Origin of the sequence: Pseudomonas sp. TMW 2.1634 (assembly GCF_001703595.1) — a bacterium.
GTDB lineage: Bacteria > Pseudomonadota > Gammaproteobacteria > Pseudomonadales > Pseudomonadaceae > Aquipseudomonas > Aquipseudomonas fragi.
Map to the genome: position 1 here is coordinate 48,514 of NZ_CP016849.1, position 14,746 is coordinate 63,259.

General features: G+C 62.8%; 13 protein-coding genes. 11 read left to right on the forward strand and 2 right to left on the reverse strand.

What is annotated here, in order from left to right; translation table 11 throughout:
- The first annotated feature begins 170 nt into the window (after positions 1–170).
- Complete coding sequence (locus tag BFC21_RS00225) at positions 171–821, forward strand: class I SAM-dependent methyltransferase (protein ID WP_088379344.1); 651 nt, start codon at positions 171–173, stop codon at positions 819–821.
- Here BFC21_RS00225 and ampC read toward each other — a convergent pair.
- The gene (ampC, locus tag BFC21_RS00230) at positions 818–1,978 is read right to left on the reverse strand and encodes a class C beta-lactamase (protein ID WP_120265495.1); all 1,161 of its coding nucleotides are present in this window, start codon (positions 1,976–1,978) and stop codon (positions 818–820) included. The two genes, BFC21_RS00225 and ampC, sit on opposite strands and share 4 nt — an antisense overlap.
- Positions 1,979–2,232: 254 nt before the next feature.
- Here ampC and rnd point away from each other — a divergent pair, with 254 nt between their 5' ends.
- The 3 genes from rnd (at position 2,233) to BFC21_RS00245 (ending at position 4,715) form a co-directional block, all read left to right on the forward strand.
- Positions 2,233–3,366 carry a ribonuclease D gene (rnd, locus tag BFC21_RS00235; RefSeq protein WP_016780092.1) on the forward strand — a complete coding sequence of 378 codons (1,134 nt, stop codon included), beginning with the start codon at positions 2,233–2,235 and terminating at the stop codon, positions 3,364–3,366.
- A complete protein-coding gene (locus BFC21_RS00240) occupies positions 3,363–3,656 on the forward strand; it encodes a YcgL domain-containing protein (protein ID WP_016780093.1) in 294 nt (97 codons plus the stop codon). Before rnd ends, BFC21_RS00240 begins: the two co-directional genes overlap by 4 nt.
- Positions 3,657–3,782: 126 nt before the next feature.
- Positions 3,783–4,715, forward strand: a complete 933-nt coding sequence (locus BFC21_RS00245) for a D-2-hydroxyacid dehydrogenase (RefSeq protein ID WP_083369836.1) — start codon at positions 3,783–3,785, stop codon at positions 4,713–4,715.
- Between the two features lie 101 nt (positions 4,716–4,816).
- Here the strand turns inward: BFC21_RS00245 and BFC21_RS00255 are convergent, their stop codons facing one another.
- On the reverse strand, positions 4,817–5,410 hold the full coding sequence (locus BFC21_RS00255; protein ID WP_088379346.1) for a nitroreductase family protein: 594 nt from the start codon (positions 5,408–5,410) through the stop codon (positions 4,817–4,819).
- Between the two features lie 155 nt (positions 5,411–5,565).
- Here BFC21_RS00255 and BFC21_RS00260 point away from each other — a divergent pair, with 155 nt between their 5' ends.
- The 7 genes from BFC21_RS00260 to BFC21_RS00295 all read left to right on the forward strand — a co-directional run bounded on the left by BFC21_RS00260 (position 5,566) and on the right by BFC21_RS00295 (position 14,724).
- A complete protein-coding gene (locus tag BFC21_RS00260) occupies positions 5,566–6,015 on the forward strand; it encodes a YcgN family cysteine cluster protein (RefSeq protein WP_016780096.1) in 450 nt (149 codons plus the stop codon).
- Between the two features lie 28 nt (positions 6,016–6,043).
- Positions 6,044–7,276: a hypothetical protein gene (locus tag BFC21_RS00265; RefSeq protein ID WP_095004195.1), complete on the forward strand. Its 1,233-nt coding sequence runs from the start codon at positions 6,044–6,046 to the stop codon at positions 7,274–7,276.
- Positions 7,277–7,498: 222 nt separating this feature from the next.
- Positions 7,499–7,588 (forward strand): K(+)-transporting ATPase subunit F, encoded by a 90-nt coding sequence (gene kdpF, locus BFC21_RS00270; protein WP_016780098.1) that lies wholly within the window; start codon positions 7,499–7,501, stop codon positions 7,586–7,588.
- Positions 7,589–7,596: 8 nt separating this feature from the next.
- A complete protein-coding gene (gene kdpA / locus BFC21_RS00275) occupies positions 7,597–9,291 on the forward strand; it encodes a potassium-transporting ATPase subunit KdpA (protein WP_120265496.1) in 1,695 nt (564 codons plus the stop codon).
- A gap of 10 nt (positions 9,292–9,301) precedes the next feature.
- A complete protein-coding gene (kdpB, locus tag BFC21_RS00280; protein WP_088379349.1) occupies positions 9,302–11,365 on the forward strand; it encodes a potassium-transporting ATPase subunit KdpB in 2,064 nt (687 codons plus the stop codon).
- A gap of 18 nt (positions 11,366–11,383) precedes the next feature.
- Positions 11,384–11,935: a potassium-transporting ATPase subunit KdpC gene (gene kdpC, locus BFC21_RS00285; RefSeq protein WP_088379350.1), complete on the forward strand. Its 552-nt coding sequence runs from the start codon at positions 11,384–11,386 to the stop codon at positions 11,933–11,935.
- A gap of 122 nt (positions 11,936–12,057) precedes the next feature.
- On the forward strand, positions 12,058–14,724 hold the full coding sequence (locus tag BFC21_RS00295; RefSeq protein ID WP_120265497.1) for a sensor histidine kinase KdpD: 2,667 nt from the start codon (positions 12,058–12,060) through the stop codon (positions 14,722–14,724).
- The last annotated feature ends 22 nt before the right edge of the window (positions 14,725–14,746 follow it).

The following is a 14,746-nucleotide window of genomic DNA, read 5'->3' on the forward strand; positions in this document are numbered from 1 at the left end:
CTTGCTCGCGATGCGGCGACGCGAGTTGTTTGAATTACCGAGTCGATTCAATCGCGAGCAAGCCCGCTCCCACTCTTCCATGCCTATTTTCATGGATTTCTGACAATTTTTTCACTGGCGCCCCGTTAATCTCTGTGTAGATCATCATCAAACACAAGAGTTCGCGGACCATGTCGTCGCAGCCACCTTCCACCCCGATTGAGCATGAGTTCGCCGAGCGTTATGACCGCGAGCATGCGAAGGTTTGCCAGCAGGCACAGCCACAAGGCTTTGTGCGCAGGCTGGCGTTGTGGCGCGAGCGGCGCCTGGTGCGCCGGGCGCTCAAGGTCGCGGGCGAGCCCGGCCTTATCCTTGATCTGGCATGCGGCGCCGGGCGTTACTGGCCGGTGCTGGCCGAGCACGGTAACCGGGTGATCCTGGCCTGCGATTCGTCGCAGGACATGCTCAGTCATGCCCAGACCCACCATCCTGCCAGCTTGCTGGCGCGCATCAAACTGTTCCAGAGCTCGGTGTTTTCCATTGATATTTCGGAAAACGCGGTGGACTGCATTTTTTGCATGCAGCTGTTTCACCATGTGCGTGACAGTGATCATCGCCTGGCCATTTTGCGTGAGTTGCACCGGGTGAGCCGTGACAGCCTGATCCTGTCAGTCACCCTTGGCCGCCCGGCGGGGCAAGCCCAGGACCCGCAACCCATCGTGGTGAGCAAGGGCGAGATTGAAGCCCAGTTTGCGCTGGCGGGCTTCAGCATCCTCAAACAGTATGAGGTGCTGCCCGGCTGTGGTCTGGGCAGCATCTACATCTTGCGCAAAGACACTTAATTCACGGCGTTGAGGATCTTGTAGGCCAACTCGACCCGTGCATCGTTGGGGTAGTTCTTGTTGGCCAGGATCACGATCGCTTTTTGCTCCGCCGGTATAAACACAGCGTAGCCACCAAAGCCTGAAGTAGAACCGGTCTTGTTGATCCAAACCGCTTGCTGGGGGGGCAAAGGCGGGTTCAGGGCAATGGCACCATTGTTCTCGTAGGCCATCTTGTTCGAGTTGCCCACCAGCAGAGACTTGAGTTCGACCGGATAAGGGTACTGCTCCCAGATCAGGTCCTGTGTCATGGGGCCTATGCGGAAGTAACCGGTGTGGGTGTCATTCAGGGCCTTGCGCAGCAACGGGCTGGCTTCACCCCTGCCCAGGTTCAGTTCGGTAAAGTGGATCAGGTCGCGGGCAGTGGTCTTCAAGCCGTAGGCTTCATTGCCCAGTACGCCTGAGTTGAGCCGAACCGGTGCATCCTGCTTGTCGTAACCCTGGGCATACAGGGCCATTTTGCCTTCGGGGACCGTGTAGTAACTGCTTGTGAGGCCCAGTGCCGGGAACAGTTGCTGCTCCATGACCTGGGTAAATGGCAGGTCCAGGCTTTTGGCGGCAATCACGCCGAGCATGCCGATGCTGGGGTTGGCATAGCTGCGCTGGGTACCCGTCGGGTACACCGGCCTCCAGTCCTTGAGATAGTCCATCAGTTGGCGTTCGTTCTGTACGCTGTCCGGGACCTGCAAGGGGAACCCGCCGGCCGTATGGGTGGCCAGGTGAGTCAGTGCCACCTTGCCAAAGGGCGTGCCCTGAAGTTGCGGCTCGTAGTTGCCGACGGTATCGCTCAATGACAGCTTGCCTTGGGCCTGGGCATAGGTGGCCAGGGTGGCGGTAAGCGTCTTGCTGATGGAGCCAACTTCGAACAGCGTGTCAGGGGTGACGGGGGCGTTGGTGGCCTTTGATGCCACGCCAAAGGTGTAAAACTGTTGCTTGCCGTTAACGCTCACAGCAATGACCAGGCCGGGCACGTTGTAACGTTGCATGACTTGTTTGGCGCCGTCTTGCACAACGGCCTCAATGTTGGGCGCGGTCTGTTCAGCCCAGGCGACGTTGGCGAACGCGCTCAGGCCTGCCAGTGAAAGCGCAACAACTGACAGTTTGCGGGGCATATGCATGGTGTCATCCTCGGTTCTTATAGGGCGTAAATCTACGCGTGTCCTCGCGCGGTGGCCCGTCAGGCTTGTCACATAATGTGTTGTAACAAAACCGTTTTGAGACGAAATCGAGCAGCCTACAACTAAAAACAGTAAGTGGCTGCGGGTTTTAGATTGAAACTTCGTAGGCTTTTTCGCGTACAACGTGTCGAGTCAGTCTCCGGAAATCCCTGGCGGCGATATATACTGCGCGCCATTCTTCAAGGGAGAGCCGTGTGGCCATCGATATTCACTGGATTCGCGACAACGATAGCCTCGGCCAACATTGCGCCGAATGGCAACAATTGCCGTTCGTAGCCCTCGACACCGAATTTATGCGGGTCGATACCTTCTACCCGATTGCCGGCCTGATCCAGATTGGCGACGGCACCCGGGCGTACCTGATCGACCCGTTGACCATCGACGACTGGCAGCCCCTGGCCGCCTTGCTGGAAAACCAGGCGGTGGTCAAAGTGCTGCACGCCTGCAGCGAAGACCTTGAGGTGTTGCTGCGCCTGACCGGCAGCCTGCCCGTGCCGTTGTTCGACACCCAGCTTGCCGCAGCCTACCTGAACCTGGGCTTCTCGATGGGCTATTCGCGCCTGGTCAAGGAAGTGCTGGACATCGACCTGCCCAAGGGCGAGACCCGCTCTGACTGGCTGCAGCGCCCGCTGTCGGAAACCCAGATCAGCTACGCCGCCGAAGACGCCGTACACCTGGCCGAAGTCTACAAGTTGCTGCACCCGCGCCTGTCGGCCGACAAATACAACTGGGTGCTGGAAGATGGCGCCGAGCTGGTTGCCAACCTGCGCCGCGAAACAGACCCCTATGAGGTGTACCGCGACGCCAAGCTGGCCTGGAAACTGTCACGGGCCCAATTGGCGGTACTGCGTGAAATCTGCGCCTGGCGCGAGCACGAAGCCCGTGCCCGGGACCTGCCGCGCAACCGGGTGATTCGTGAACACGCCCTGTGGCCTTTGGCCAAGACCCAACCCGACAACCTGGTGGCGCTGGCGCGTATCGAAGACATGCACCCGCGTACCGTGCGTCAGGACGGCGAGTTTTTGCTTGATCTGATCAAGCGGGCTGGCAGTCTACCGCCGGAACAATGGCCGCCTGCCGTGCCCGAGCCGTTGCCGGTTGAGGCCGCGCTGCTGATCAAGCGCCTGCGGGCCATCGGCCAGGCCGAGGCCGAGCGCCTGAACATCGCGCCGGAACTGATGCTGCGCAAGAAAACCCTGGAAGCCCTGCTTAAAAGCGGCTTCCCCAATGGCCCTTATCAATTGCCGGACTCACTGCGCGGCTGGCGCCGTGAGCTGATGGGCCAGGCCTTGCTCGATTGCCTGGCCACTGCTGGAGAACCGTCTTGAAACGTATTTGCTCGATCTACCGCAGCACCAAGCGCAACGAAATGTACCTGTATGTGCTCAAGGCCGATGCCCTGGAGCGCGTACCGGAAACCCTGATGCTGGCGTTCGGCAAGGCGATCCATGCCTTTGACCTGGTGCTGACCCCGGAGCGCAAGCTGTCGCGCGAAGACATCACCAAGGTGCTGGAAAACCTGGAAACCCAGGGTTACCACCTGCAAATGCCACCTGCCGAAGACGAATACATCGAGCACTTGCCCGAAGAGCTGTTGCGTCGCAACGACCCGATGTAAGTGCAGCGCCAGGTGCCCGGTTCCGGGCGCCTGTCTGAAACGGACTCATTTTGATTGGCGGTGCCTGAACGCGCCGGGGCAAACCCCGGCGGCGGGCGCTGGCAGTGTTCTGGAAAGGTTGCAAACATGCGCGTCCTGATTGCCGAGAACGATTACCCGCTCTACACCCAACTGCTGCAACGCCTTGCCCCCGATCTTGAGGTACAGTCCAGCGGCGACTCCGAGCAATTGTCACGCATGGCCGGCGAGTGCCCGGTATGGCTGGGCCAGCCGGACCTGCTGGCGACCCTGATGCGTCAGGGCCACAAGCCTGCGTGGTTGCAGTCGACCTGGGCGGGGATTACGCCGTTGCTGGCCGATGGCCTTAACCGTGATTATCGGCTGACCCGTGCGGTGGGGATTTTTGGCCAGGTGATGGCCGAATACGTGTTGACGTACATGCTGGGCCACGAGCGTGAAGTCATGGCCCGGCTGGTCAGCCAGGTTGAGCGCAAGTGGGATAACCGCATGGGCCAGAGCCTGGTGGGGCGCAAGGTGCTGATTGTCGGGGCCGGGGATATTGGCCAGACCGTGGCGAAGTTTCTGCTGCCTTTTGGCGTCGAGCTGTATGCCATTGCCAATACCCCCCGTGAACTGGCGCCGTTCCAGGAAGTGGGGGTGCTGAGCGATTTGCCGCGCCTGGTCGGGCAGGTGGATTACGTGATCAACCTGCTGCCCAATACCCCGGACACCCATGATGTGTACGATGCCGAGCTGTTTGCGCAGTTCAACCCCAATGCCGTGTTTATCAATGCCGGGCGTGGCGTGGCCGTGGTCGATGCTGACCTGGTCGAGGCCTTGCGCGTGGGGCATCTGGCGGGGGCGGTGATTGACGTGTGCCGTCAGGAACCGTTGCCGGCCAAGCACCCGTTCTGGACCGCCTGGGGCTTGCTGCTGACCGGTCATAGTTCGGCGCCGACTTCGCCGCCGATGATGGTGCAGTTGTTTGTCGATAACCTGCGGGCCTATCAGGCAGGTGAGCCATTGCGCGGCGAAGTGGATTTCGACCGCGGATATTGAAACCTGTGGGAGCGGGCTTGCTCGCGATGCAGGCGACGCGGTCTATTCGGTAAATCGCGTCGAAGCCATCGCGAGCAAGCCCGCTCCCACAAAGGGCCGGATTACAGGCTGAAATCGCCTTCAGCCACCAGCTTGCTCAGCGGTTCGCGCTGGCTTGGCACTTCCTTGGCTTGCAGGTAATCCACCAGGCTCGACTTGTCGCCGATCTTGCCGATCGCAACCATCGCCTGCACCTGGTAGCCCTCAGGGATTTTCAGTTCCTGGCGCGCGCGCTCAAAATCCAGCCCGCTCATGCCGTGGGTGTGCCAACCGCTCAAGTGCGCCTGCAGGGCCAGGTGGCCCCAGGCTGCGCCCGTATCGAAGGCGTGGGTCGGTGCCGGTTTTTCTTCGGTGGTGCCGGGGGCCGCGAAAGTAGTCTTGGACACAATCACCACCAGTGCCGCCGCATGCTTGGCCCAACCCTGGTTGAACTCCACCAGCAGGCTCAGGTAGCGGTCAAATTCCGGGGTGCCGCGCAGGGCGAACAGAAAACGCCAGGGTTGTGCGTTGTAGGCCGACGGCGCCCAGCGTGCGGCTTCAAAAAAGCTCAGCAGGGTGGCCTTGTCGATGGTCGCGTCGGTAAAGGCGCGGGGCGACCAGCGCTGGGTAAATTGCTCGTGAATGCTGTGATCGGCTTTGCGGATGCTAGCAGGCATGGCGGTTTCCTGAGGTAAATGTAACGGCTCAATTCAGCGGCTAAAACTACTGGGATGCCGTCAAGCTGACAAGTCTGACGACAAGCCCTTGGCCCGCGGGGCCTTGGGCACTAGACTGGCGGCCTTTTCCACTCCCTGATGTTGATGTTTGAACCATGGCCGCAATCGTTGAACCGTTCTGGATCCGCAAGACCCTCGATCAACTTGATCAAGAGGAATGGGAGTCGCTGTGCGACGGCTGCGGGTTGTGCTGCTTGCAAAAGCTCGAAGATGAAGACGACAACAGCGTCTACTACACGCGCATCGCCTGCAAGCTGCTCGACCTGAAGACGTGCCAGTGCACTGACTACCCTAACCGTCGTGATTCAGTCCCGGACTGCATTCAACTGTCGCCGGGCAAGGCCGAAGAGTTCAAGTGGCTGCCGCCGACCTGCGGTTACCGGCTGGTGAGCGAGCGCAAGGATCTGCCGCTGTGGCATCACCTGGTGTGCGGCGACCCGGATGCTGTGCATCACGAACGCATTTCACAGTCAGGGCGCATGCTGGCCGAAGGCAGCGTGCCGGAAGACGACTGGGAAGATCATCTGATTTTCCGCGCCGGCTAAGTGCCGGAGCGGTTAGCAAGGAGCGTATATGCCGCTGCGTTACACATTGCCCCTGGGTTTGCTGCTCGTGCTGGCGGCTGGCCCGCTGTGGGCGGCGCAAAAAGTTGCGCTCGACTATCACGTACAGTTGCTGCCCAAAAGCGATCAGGCCGAGGTGCGGATCACCCTGGCCGAAGGGGCGACCGTGCGCAGCCTGGACTTCGACCTGGGCGCGCCGGGCAGTTACAGCGATTTCAAGGCCGACGGGCAATGGCAACTGAGCACTGACCCGGCACATAGCCGTGGCCTTTGGCGCCCGGCACCGGGCAGTGCCAGCCTGAGTTACCGCGTGCGCCTGAGCCAGCCGCGCAAGAACGGCACCTTCGACACCCGCATCACGCCTGACTGGGCATTGTTTCGCGGTGAACAGCTGGTCCCGCCTGCCAACCTCGATCAGCAGGATGGGGTCGAGCTGGTGTCGCGGCTTGAATTCGAACTGCCCAAGGGCTGGAAAAGCGTTGAAACCGCCTGGCCGCGTATCGGTAAAAACCGCTTTCGTATCGATGATGTGTCGCGTCTGTTTGACCGCCCCACCGGCTGGATGCTCGCGGGTAACCTGGGCAGCCGCCGCACCACCCTGGGCGAAACCGAAGTCACGGTGAGCGCGCCGAAGGGGCAGGGCATGCACCGCATGGATGTGCTGACCCTGCTCACGTTTGTCTGGCCGCAGGTGCAGGCGGTGTTCCCGCGCAACCCGGCCAAGCTGCTGATCGTCGGCGCAGGCAGCCCGATGTGGAAAGGCAGCGCGGCGGGGCGCAACTCGATTTACCTCTATAGCGGTTTGCCGCTGGTCAGCGAGAGCGGCAGCAGCCCGCTGTTGCGTGAAGTGGTGCAGTTGTTCAGCGGCATTAATGACGAGCCGGGGCATGACTGGATTGGCGAGGGCTTGAGCGAGTACTACGCCATCGAACTGCTGCGCCGCGCTGGCGGCATGAGTGATGAGCGTTACCAGACCCTGCAGCACAGGCTCAACGCTGCCGGTAAAAACGTCACCCGCCTGCGTGGCCAGCAGGCCAACGCGGCAATGGTTGCGCGGGCAGTCACGCTGTTGCAGGCACTGGACCGTGAAATCCGTTTGCAGACCCACAGCAAGCGCTCGCTGGATGATGTCAGCCAGGCGTTGATGCGCATGGACAAGGTCAACACCGCGAGCTTTATCCAGCTGAGCGAAAGCGTGCTGGGCGGCACTTCCGAGGTACTGGACAGCCCGCTGTTGCGCTGACAGCCCCTTCCGTTTGTGGGAGCGGGCTTGCTCGCGATCGAATCGCTGCGGTTTGACCGGCACACCTCGTCGCCGCCACCGCGAGCAAGCCCGCTCCCACAGTGTTTGCCTGCTTTTTTACGCCTTCTTTACGCCCCCGCATCCCTCTCGGTCTCGATCCTTTACGCCCTGATTCCCCACACTCTCTCCATACGCGGCAGGTGCCGCCTGGGGAGAGTTGTTATGGGCATTCTGGATGGGGTGTCGCTGCTGCTGGCAGTGGCGCTGTTCGTTTATCTGCTGGTTGCGCTGTTGCGCGCAGATCGGAACTAGGAGCGGGTATGCACAGTTATGACTATGGGCTGATCCTCGCCTTTTTTGCCTTGGTGCTGTTGCCTGCACCCTGGCTGGGGCGTTTTTACTACAAGGTGATGGAGGGTCAGCGCACCTGGCTGAGCCCGGTTCTGGGGCCGGTCGAAAAAATCTGTTATCGCATCGCCGGGGTCGACCCGGCCACCGAGCAAAGCTGGCAGAAATACACCCTGGCCCTGCTGGTCTTCAACCTGATGGGCTTTGTGCTGTTGTTCGCCATTTTGCTGTTCCAGCAGTACCTGCCACTTAACCCCCAGCAGTTGCCGGGGCAGGAGTGGACGCAAGCCTTCAACACCGCGGTGAGTTTTGTCACCAACACCAACTGGCAGAGCTACAGCGGTGAAGCGACCCTCAGTTACTTCAGCCAGATGGCCGGGCTGACTGTGCAGAACTTTGTCAGCGCCGCCACCGGCCTGGCCGTGCTGGTCGCCTTGTGCCGTGGTATCAGCCGTCGCTCGGCCCATACCCTGGGCAACTTCTGGGTCGACATGACCCGCGCCACCCTCTACGGCCTGCTGCCGTTGTGCCTGGTGCTGGCGTTGTTTCTGGTGTGGCAGGGCGTGCCGCAAACCTTCGCCCATTACGTCAATGCCGTGACGATGCAGGGCACGGATCAAGTGATCCCGCTGGGCCCGGCTGCCAGCCAGATTGCGATCAAGCAACTGGGCACCAACGGCGGCGGCTTTTTCGGTGTGAACTCGGCGCATCCGTTCGAGAACCCGAGTGCCTGGAGCAACCTGTTCGAGCTGGCCTCGATCATCCTGATCCCGGTGGCACTGGTGTTCACCTTCGGTCATTACGTCAAGGACCTGCGCCAGAGCCGCGCAATCATCGCCTGCATGCTGGCCTTGTTCCTGATCGGCGGCGGTACGGCGCTGTATGCCGAGTACCAGCCGAACCCGGCACTCAACAGCCCGCTGGTTGAACAGAGCGCACCGCTGGAAGGCAAGGAAGCCCGCTTCGGCACCACCGGCAGCGTGTTGTGGACCGAAACCACGACCTCGGCCTCCAACGGCTCGGTCAACGCCATGCACGACAGCCTCAACCCGCTCACCGGGATGGTGGCGCTGGTCAACATGATGGTCGGCGAAGTGATCTTCGGCGGTGTCGGTGCCGGGCTCTACGGCATGTTGCTCAACGTGTTGATCGCGGTGTTCCTCGCCGGCCTGATGATCGGCCGCACCCCTGAATACCTGGGCAAAAAACTCCAGGCCAGGGAAGTCCAGCTGCTGGTGGTGACCTTGCTGGTAATGCCGGTAGGCGTGCTGGTACTGGGTTCGATTGCCGCCGTGCTGCCCAGTGCCGTGGCCTCGGTGAGCAACCCCGGGCCCCACGGTTTCAGTCAGGTGCTGTACGCCTTTACTTCGGCCAGTGCCAACAACGGGTCGGCGTTTGCCGGGCTTAACGCCAACACACCGTTCTACAACCTGATGCTGGGCCTGGGCATGTTGATCGGGCGCTTCGGTTACATCCTGCCGGTGCTGGCATTGGCGGGCAGCCTGGCAATCAAGAAAAGTGCGCCCATTGGCCAGGACAGCTTCCCGACCCACGGCCCGCTGTTTGTCGCGCTGCTGACGGTGACCATCATGCTGGTGGGCGGCCTGACCTTTTTGCCGACATTGGCCCTCGGCCCAATCGCCGAACAACTGACCCAGGGCTTCTGAGGAGACGATGATGACCATGCCTGCTCCTGTTTCAAAATTGACGCCCACCCCGCAAGCCAAGGCTGCGAAAACCTCGTTCGCTGCCATCTGGCGCCCGGCGCTGCTGCAAGCGTTCGTCAAGCTGGACCCGCGCCAGCTCAAGCGTTCGCCGGTGATGCTGGTGGTCGAACTGACCGCGATTTTTACCACCGTGCTGTGTTTTATGCCCGAGCCGGCGGTACCCACCGGGGTGGCGGTGCAAATCGCCCTGTGGTTGTGGTTTACCGTACTGTTCGCCAACTTTGCCGAAGCCTTGGCCGAGGGCCGCGGCAAGGCCCGCGCCGATAGCCTCAAGGCCGGCAGCGTGGGCTTGAGTGCGCGTCGGCGCACTGCCACCGGGGGCTTTGAAATCGTCCCGGCCACCCGCCTGCGCAAGGGGGATGTGGTGCGCGTCGAAGCGGGGGAGATGATCCCCGGCGACGGCGAGGTGATTGAAGGGATTGCCGCAGTCAACGAAGCGGCGATTACCGGTGAATCGGCCCCGGTGATCCGTGAGTCGGGCGGTGATCGCTCGGCGGTGACCGGCAACACGCGGCTGGTCAGTGACTGGTTGCTGGTGCAGATCAGCGCCAACCCCGGCGAGTCCACCCTGGACCGTATGATTGCCCTGGTCGAAGGCGCCAAGCGGCAGAAAACCCCCAACGAGATCGCCCTGGATATCCTGCTGATCGGCCTGACCCTGATCTTTCTGATCGTGGTCGTGACCTTGCAGCCGTTCGCATACTTTGCCGGTGGCAGCCTGCCGTTGGTGTTTTTGGTGGCGCTGCTGGTGACGTTGATCCCCACCACCATCGGCGGTTTGCTGTCGGCCATCGGCATTGCCGGCATGGACCGCCTGGTGCGTCTCAACGTCATCGCCAAATCCGGTCGTGCGGTGGAAGCGGCGGGGGATGTGCACGTGCTGATGCTCGACAAGACCGGCACCATCACCTTCGGTAACCGCCGCTGCACGGCGCTGTATGCCGCCCCCGGCGTGACCGCCAAAGAGCTGGCCGAGGGCGCGTTGCGCGCCTCGCTGGCGGACGAGACGGCGGAGGGCAAGTCCATCGTCGAGTTTATTCGGGGCCAGTACAGCCTGCCCGAACTGTCTGCGTCCGAGTTCATTGCAGTGCCGTTTACCGCTGAAACCCGCCTGTCGGGGATCGACTGCAACGGTCAGGTGTACCGCAAGGGGGCGGTGGATTCAGTACTGGCGTTTGTCGGCCTCAAGCGCGGCGAGCTGTTGCCGGCCCTGTCCCGGGAAATCGACAAGATCGCCCAGAGTGGCGGCACGCCGTTGCTGGTGTGTGCCCAGGGCAAGTTGCTGGGGGCGATCCATCTCAAGGACGTGGTCAAGCCCGGTATTCGCGAGCGTTTTGCCGAACTGCGCAAGTTAGGTATCCGCACTGTCATGGTGACGGGCGACAACCCGCTGACCGCCGCCGCAATTGCCGCTGAAGCCGGGGTGGACGACGTGCTGGCCGAGGCCACGCCGGAGAAAAAACTGGCGCGCATCCGCCATGAGCAGAATGACGGTCGTCTGGTAGCCATGTGTGGTGACGGCGCCAACGACGCCCCGGCCCTGGCCCAGGCAGACGTGGGCATGGCCATGAACGATGGCACCCAGGCGGCCCGTGAGGCGGCGAACATGGTCGATCTGGACAGCGACCCCACCAAGCTGCTGGACGTGGTGCAGATCGGCAAGGAGTTGCTGGTGACTCGCGGTGCGCTGACCACGTTCTCGATTGCCAATGACGTGGCCAAGTACTTCGCGATCCTGCCGGCGCTGTTTGCCTCGATCTACCCACAGTTGGGCGTGCTCAACGTGATGGGCCTGAGCAGCCCGCAAAGCGCCATTTTGTCGGCCATCGTGTTCAACGCGCTGATCATCGTGGTGCTGATCCCGCTGGCGCTGCGTGGCGTGCGGGTGCAGGCGGCCAGCGCCGCGCACCTGCTGCGGCGCAACCTGCTGATCTATGGCGTGGGCGGGCTGGTGGTGCCGTTTGTGGGCATCAAGCTGATCGACATGCTGCTGACGGCATTGCATCTGGTTTAAGCATTGGAGGGTTACACCATGACTACTTTTTTACGCCCGGCCCTGAGCCTGCTGCTGTTGATGACTGCCATTACCGGCGTAATCTACCCGCTGACCGTGACTGGCATTGCCCAACTGGCGTTCCCGGAACAGGCCAATGGCAGCCTGGTGCGTGACAGTGCCGGCAAGGTACTGGGATCGGCGCTGATTGCGCAGGATTTCACTGGCGACGGCTGGTTCCACCCGCGGCCTTCGGCGGGGGCGTTTGCCACCGTGGCCAGTTCGGCCAGCAACCTGGCGCCGAGCAACCCGGCACTGGCCACACGGGTCAAGGACAGTGCCGCCCAGCTTGCCGTGCCGGGCCAGGGGCCGGTACCCCTGGCGCTGCTGACCACCTCGGGCAGCGGGCTCGACCCGCACTTGCCACCAGAGGCAATACGCTATCAACTGGTACGGGTAGCTGCCGCTCGCAGCCTGCCGGTGCAGGCTGTTGAACAGCTGGTGGCGGAGCATATCGAGCGGCCGCTGGTGGGGCCGCCGGTGGTTAACGTGTTGCTGTTGAACCGGGCATTGGCGCAGCTCAATAACTGACACCTCCATGAGTGGGAGCGGGCTTGCTCGCGATGGCAGCACTGCGGTGTATCTGGCGGACCGCATCGCTTGCATCGCGAGCAAGCCCGCTCCCACAAGTCGTACTGACACAGGGACATCACATGAATCATTCCGCCCGCGCCGATGCGCTGCTAGCCGATCTACCCCGCGCAGGCCGTGGCCGGCTCAAGGTGTTTCTCGGTGCGGCACCCGGCGTGGGCAAAACCTACGCGATGCTGCAGGCCGCCCACACTCAACTGCGCCAGGGTGTCGACGTATTGGCGGGGGTGGTCGAAACCCACGGCAGGGCCGAAACTGAAGCCTTGCTCAACGGCCTGTCCCAGCAACCCATGCTGCGCTCGGAATACCGTGGTGTGCAGCTTGAGGAAATGGACCTGGACGGCCTGCTGGCAGCCAGGCCCAAGCTGGTACTGGTCGATGAGCTGGCCCACAGCAACGCCCCTGGCAGCCGGCATGCCAAGCGCTGGCAGGATGTGCAGGAACTGCTGGCCGCCGGGATCGACGTCTACACCACGGTCAACGTCCAGCATCTGGAAAGCCTCAACGATCAGGTACGCGGGATCACCGGGGTGCAGGTGCGCGAAACCGTGCCCGACTGGGTGGTGCAGGAGGCCTACGAACTGCTGTTGATCGACCTGCCGCCGCGGGAACTGCTGGAGCGTCTGCGCGAGGGCAAGGTCTATGTGCCGGAGCAGGCGCGGGCAGCCATCGATGCGTTTTTCAGCCAGACCAACCTCAATGCCCTGCGCGAACTGGCGATGCAGACGGCTGCGGTGTATGTCGACGATGAACTGGACAAGGGCTACCGCCAGCAAGGCCAGGCTGCTCCGGCACTGCGCGGGCGTTTGCTGGTAGGGGTGGACGGTGACCTGCATGCCGAGCGCCTGGTGCGCCATGCCAGCCGGGTGGCCGAGCGCCGGCATCTGCCCTGGAGCCTGGTGCATGTAGACAACGGCACAGTACGCGACGAGCAATCGCGCCTGCGCCTGCAAAGCGCCCAGCAACTGGCCGAGCGCCTGGGCGGGGAGGTGGTCGTGCTGCGCGCCGGGGAAGTGGCGAAAACCCTGATCCAGCATGCCGGCGAACGCCGTGCCAGCCTGCTGCTGGTGGGGCAATCGCGGCTCACCTGGCGCCGTCGCCTGTTTGGTGGCGGGCTGGCGACGCGCTTGCTGCGCGATGCCCACGGCCTGGAAATCAACGTGCTCGACAATGAGCAATCGCCGCCGCCCACTGTCAGCCGCAACCCGCACTCGCTGGTGTGGTTCGACTACGGCCTGGCGCTGATTGCCACGGTACTGGCCAGTGCCCTGGCCTGGGGGGTGTCCAGCGTGCTGGCGCTGCCTAATATCTCCCTGGTGTTTCTCGCCGCCGTCTTGCTGGTGGCGGTGCGCAGCAGCCTGGGGCCGGCGCTGGCCTGTGCGGCGCTGTCGTTTCTGGCCTATGACTTTCTGTTTATCCCGCCTAATTTCTCGTTCAGCATCCAGCGCGAAGAAGATGTGCTGACCCTGCTGTTCTTTCTGCTGATGGCAGCGCTCACCGGCAAACTGGCAGCTCGCCAGCGTCGACAATTGCAGGTATTGCGCGACACCCAGCAAGAGACCACCGAACTGCTCGACCTGTCGCGCAAGCTCACCGCCGCCACCGACCGCAAGGCCGTGGTCAGTGCTGCCGGGCAGCATTTGAGCGGCTGGAAAGAGCTGGATGTGTGCCTGCTCAACCGCGATGGCAATGGCGCTTGGAACGTGGAGGCTGGCGGGCCGTTGCAGTTATCCGAAGCCGAGCGCGCCGCCGCGGACTGGTCCTGGAGCCATGACCAGCCCGCCGGCAAGGGCACGGGTACCTTGCCGATGGGGCGCTGGTGGTGGTGGCCGATCAGCGCCGAAGAAGGGCCGCTGGCCTTGCTCGGCGTATGCCCCAAAGCCGGGCAGCCGTTGACTGGTCAGCGTCGGCGTTTGCTGATGGCCCTGAGCCAACCCCTGGCCCAGGCCCTGGCCCGTGCGCGTCTGGCCCAGGACCTGGAAGCGGCGCGCCTGCACGGCGAAACCGAGCAACTGCGCAGCGCGCTGCTGGCCTCGGTGTCCCATGACTTGCGCACGCCGCTGACCAGCATGCGCGGCAGCATCGACACCTTGCTGGCGCTGGGTGAGGCCATCCCGCTGAGCGATCGGCGCGAGTTGCTTGAAGGCACCCGCGATGAGGCCGAGCGCCTGGACCGCTATATCCAGAACCTGCTCGACATGACCCGCCTGGGCCACGGCGCGCTGAAACTGGCCCGTGACTGGGTGTCGCCCGCCGACATTGCCGGCAGCGCCCTCAACCGCCTGCGTGCGGTGCTGGCGCCCTTGCAGGTGCAGGTGGATGTACCGGCGCAATTGCCGCTGCTGCATGTGCATGGTGCGCTGATCGAGCAGGCGCTGGTCAATGTGCTGGAAAACGCCGCGCGCTTTTCCCCGGCCCACGGCCGCTTGCAGTTGACGGCCGGGGCCGATGACAGCGAGTTGTGGTTTGCCGTCAGTGACCAGGGGCCGGGAATTCCCGAGGAGGATCGGGCGAAGATTTTCGACATGTTCTACACCGCCGCCCGGGGTGATCGCGGCGGCCAGGGCACGGGCCTGGGGCTGGCGATCTGCATGGGCATGGTGGGTGCCCACGGCGGGCGCATCACAGTGGGCGAGGGCATCGGCGGGCAGGGCACTTGCATCACCCTGTATCTGCCGTTGAGCGCCCAGCCGGGCATGGACAATGAGGGGCCGGAGCGTGAAGACTGATATTCTTGGGCCACCCCCTTAT

Coding starts and splice junctions, on each gene's coding strand:
- BFC21_RS00225 (WP_088379344.1), top strand. CDS start 171: ATGTCGTCGCAGCCACCTTCCACCCCGATTGAGCATGAGTTCGCCGAG.
- ampC (WP_120265495.1), bottom strand. CDS start 1,978: ATGCATATGCCCCGCAAACTGTCAGTTGTTGCGCTTTCACTGGCAGGC.
- BFC21_RS00245 (WP_083369836.1), top strand. CDS start 3,783: ATGCGCGTCCTGATTGCCGAGAACGATTACCCGCTCTACACCCAACTG.
- BFC21_RS00255 (WP_088379346.1), bottom strand. CDS start 5,410: ATGCCTGCTAGCATCCGCAAAGCCGATCACAGCATTCACGAGCAATTT.
- BFC21_RS00260 (WP_016780096.1), top strand. CDS start 5,566: ATGGCCGCAATCGTTGAACCGTTCTGGATCCGCAAGACCCTCGATCAA.
- BFC21_RS00265 (WP_095004195.1), top strand. CDS start 6,044: ATGCCGCTGCGTTACACATTGCCCCTGGGTTTGCTGCTCGTGCTGGCG.
- kdpF (WP_016780098.1), top strand. CDS start 7,499: ATGGGCATTCTGGATGGGGTGTCGCTGCTGCTGGCAGTGGCGCTGTTC.
- kdpA (WP_120265496.1), top strand. CDS start 7,597: ATGCACAGTTATGACTATGGGCTGATCCTCGCCTTTTTTGCCTTGGTG.
- kdpB (WP_088379349.1), top strand. CDS start 9,302: ATGACCATGCCTGCTCCTGTTTCAAAATTGACGCCCACCCCGCAAGCC.
- kdpC (WP_088379350.1), top strand. CDS start 11,384: ATGACTACTTTTTTACGCCCGGCCCTGAGCCTGCTGCTGTTGATGACT.
- BFC21_RS00295 (WP_120265497.1), top strand. CDS start 12,058: ATGAATCATTCCGCCCGCGCCGATGCGCTGCTAGCCGATCTACCCCGC.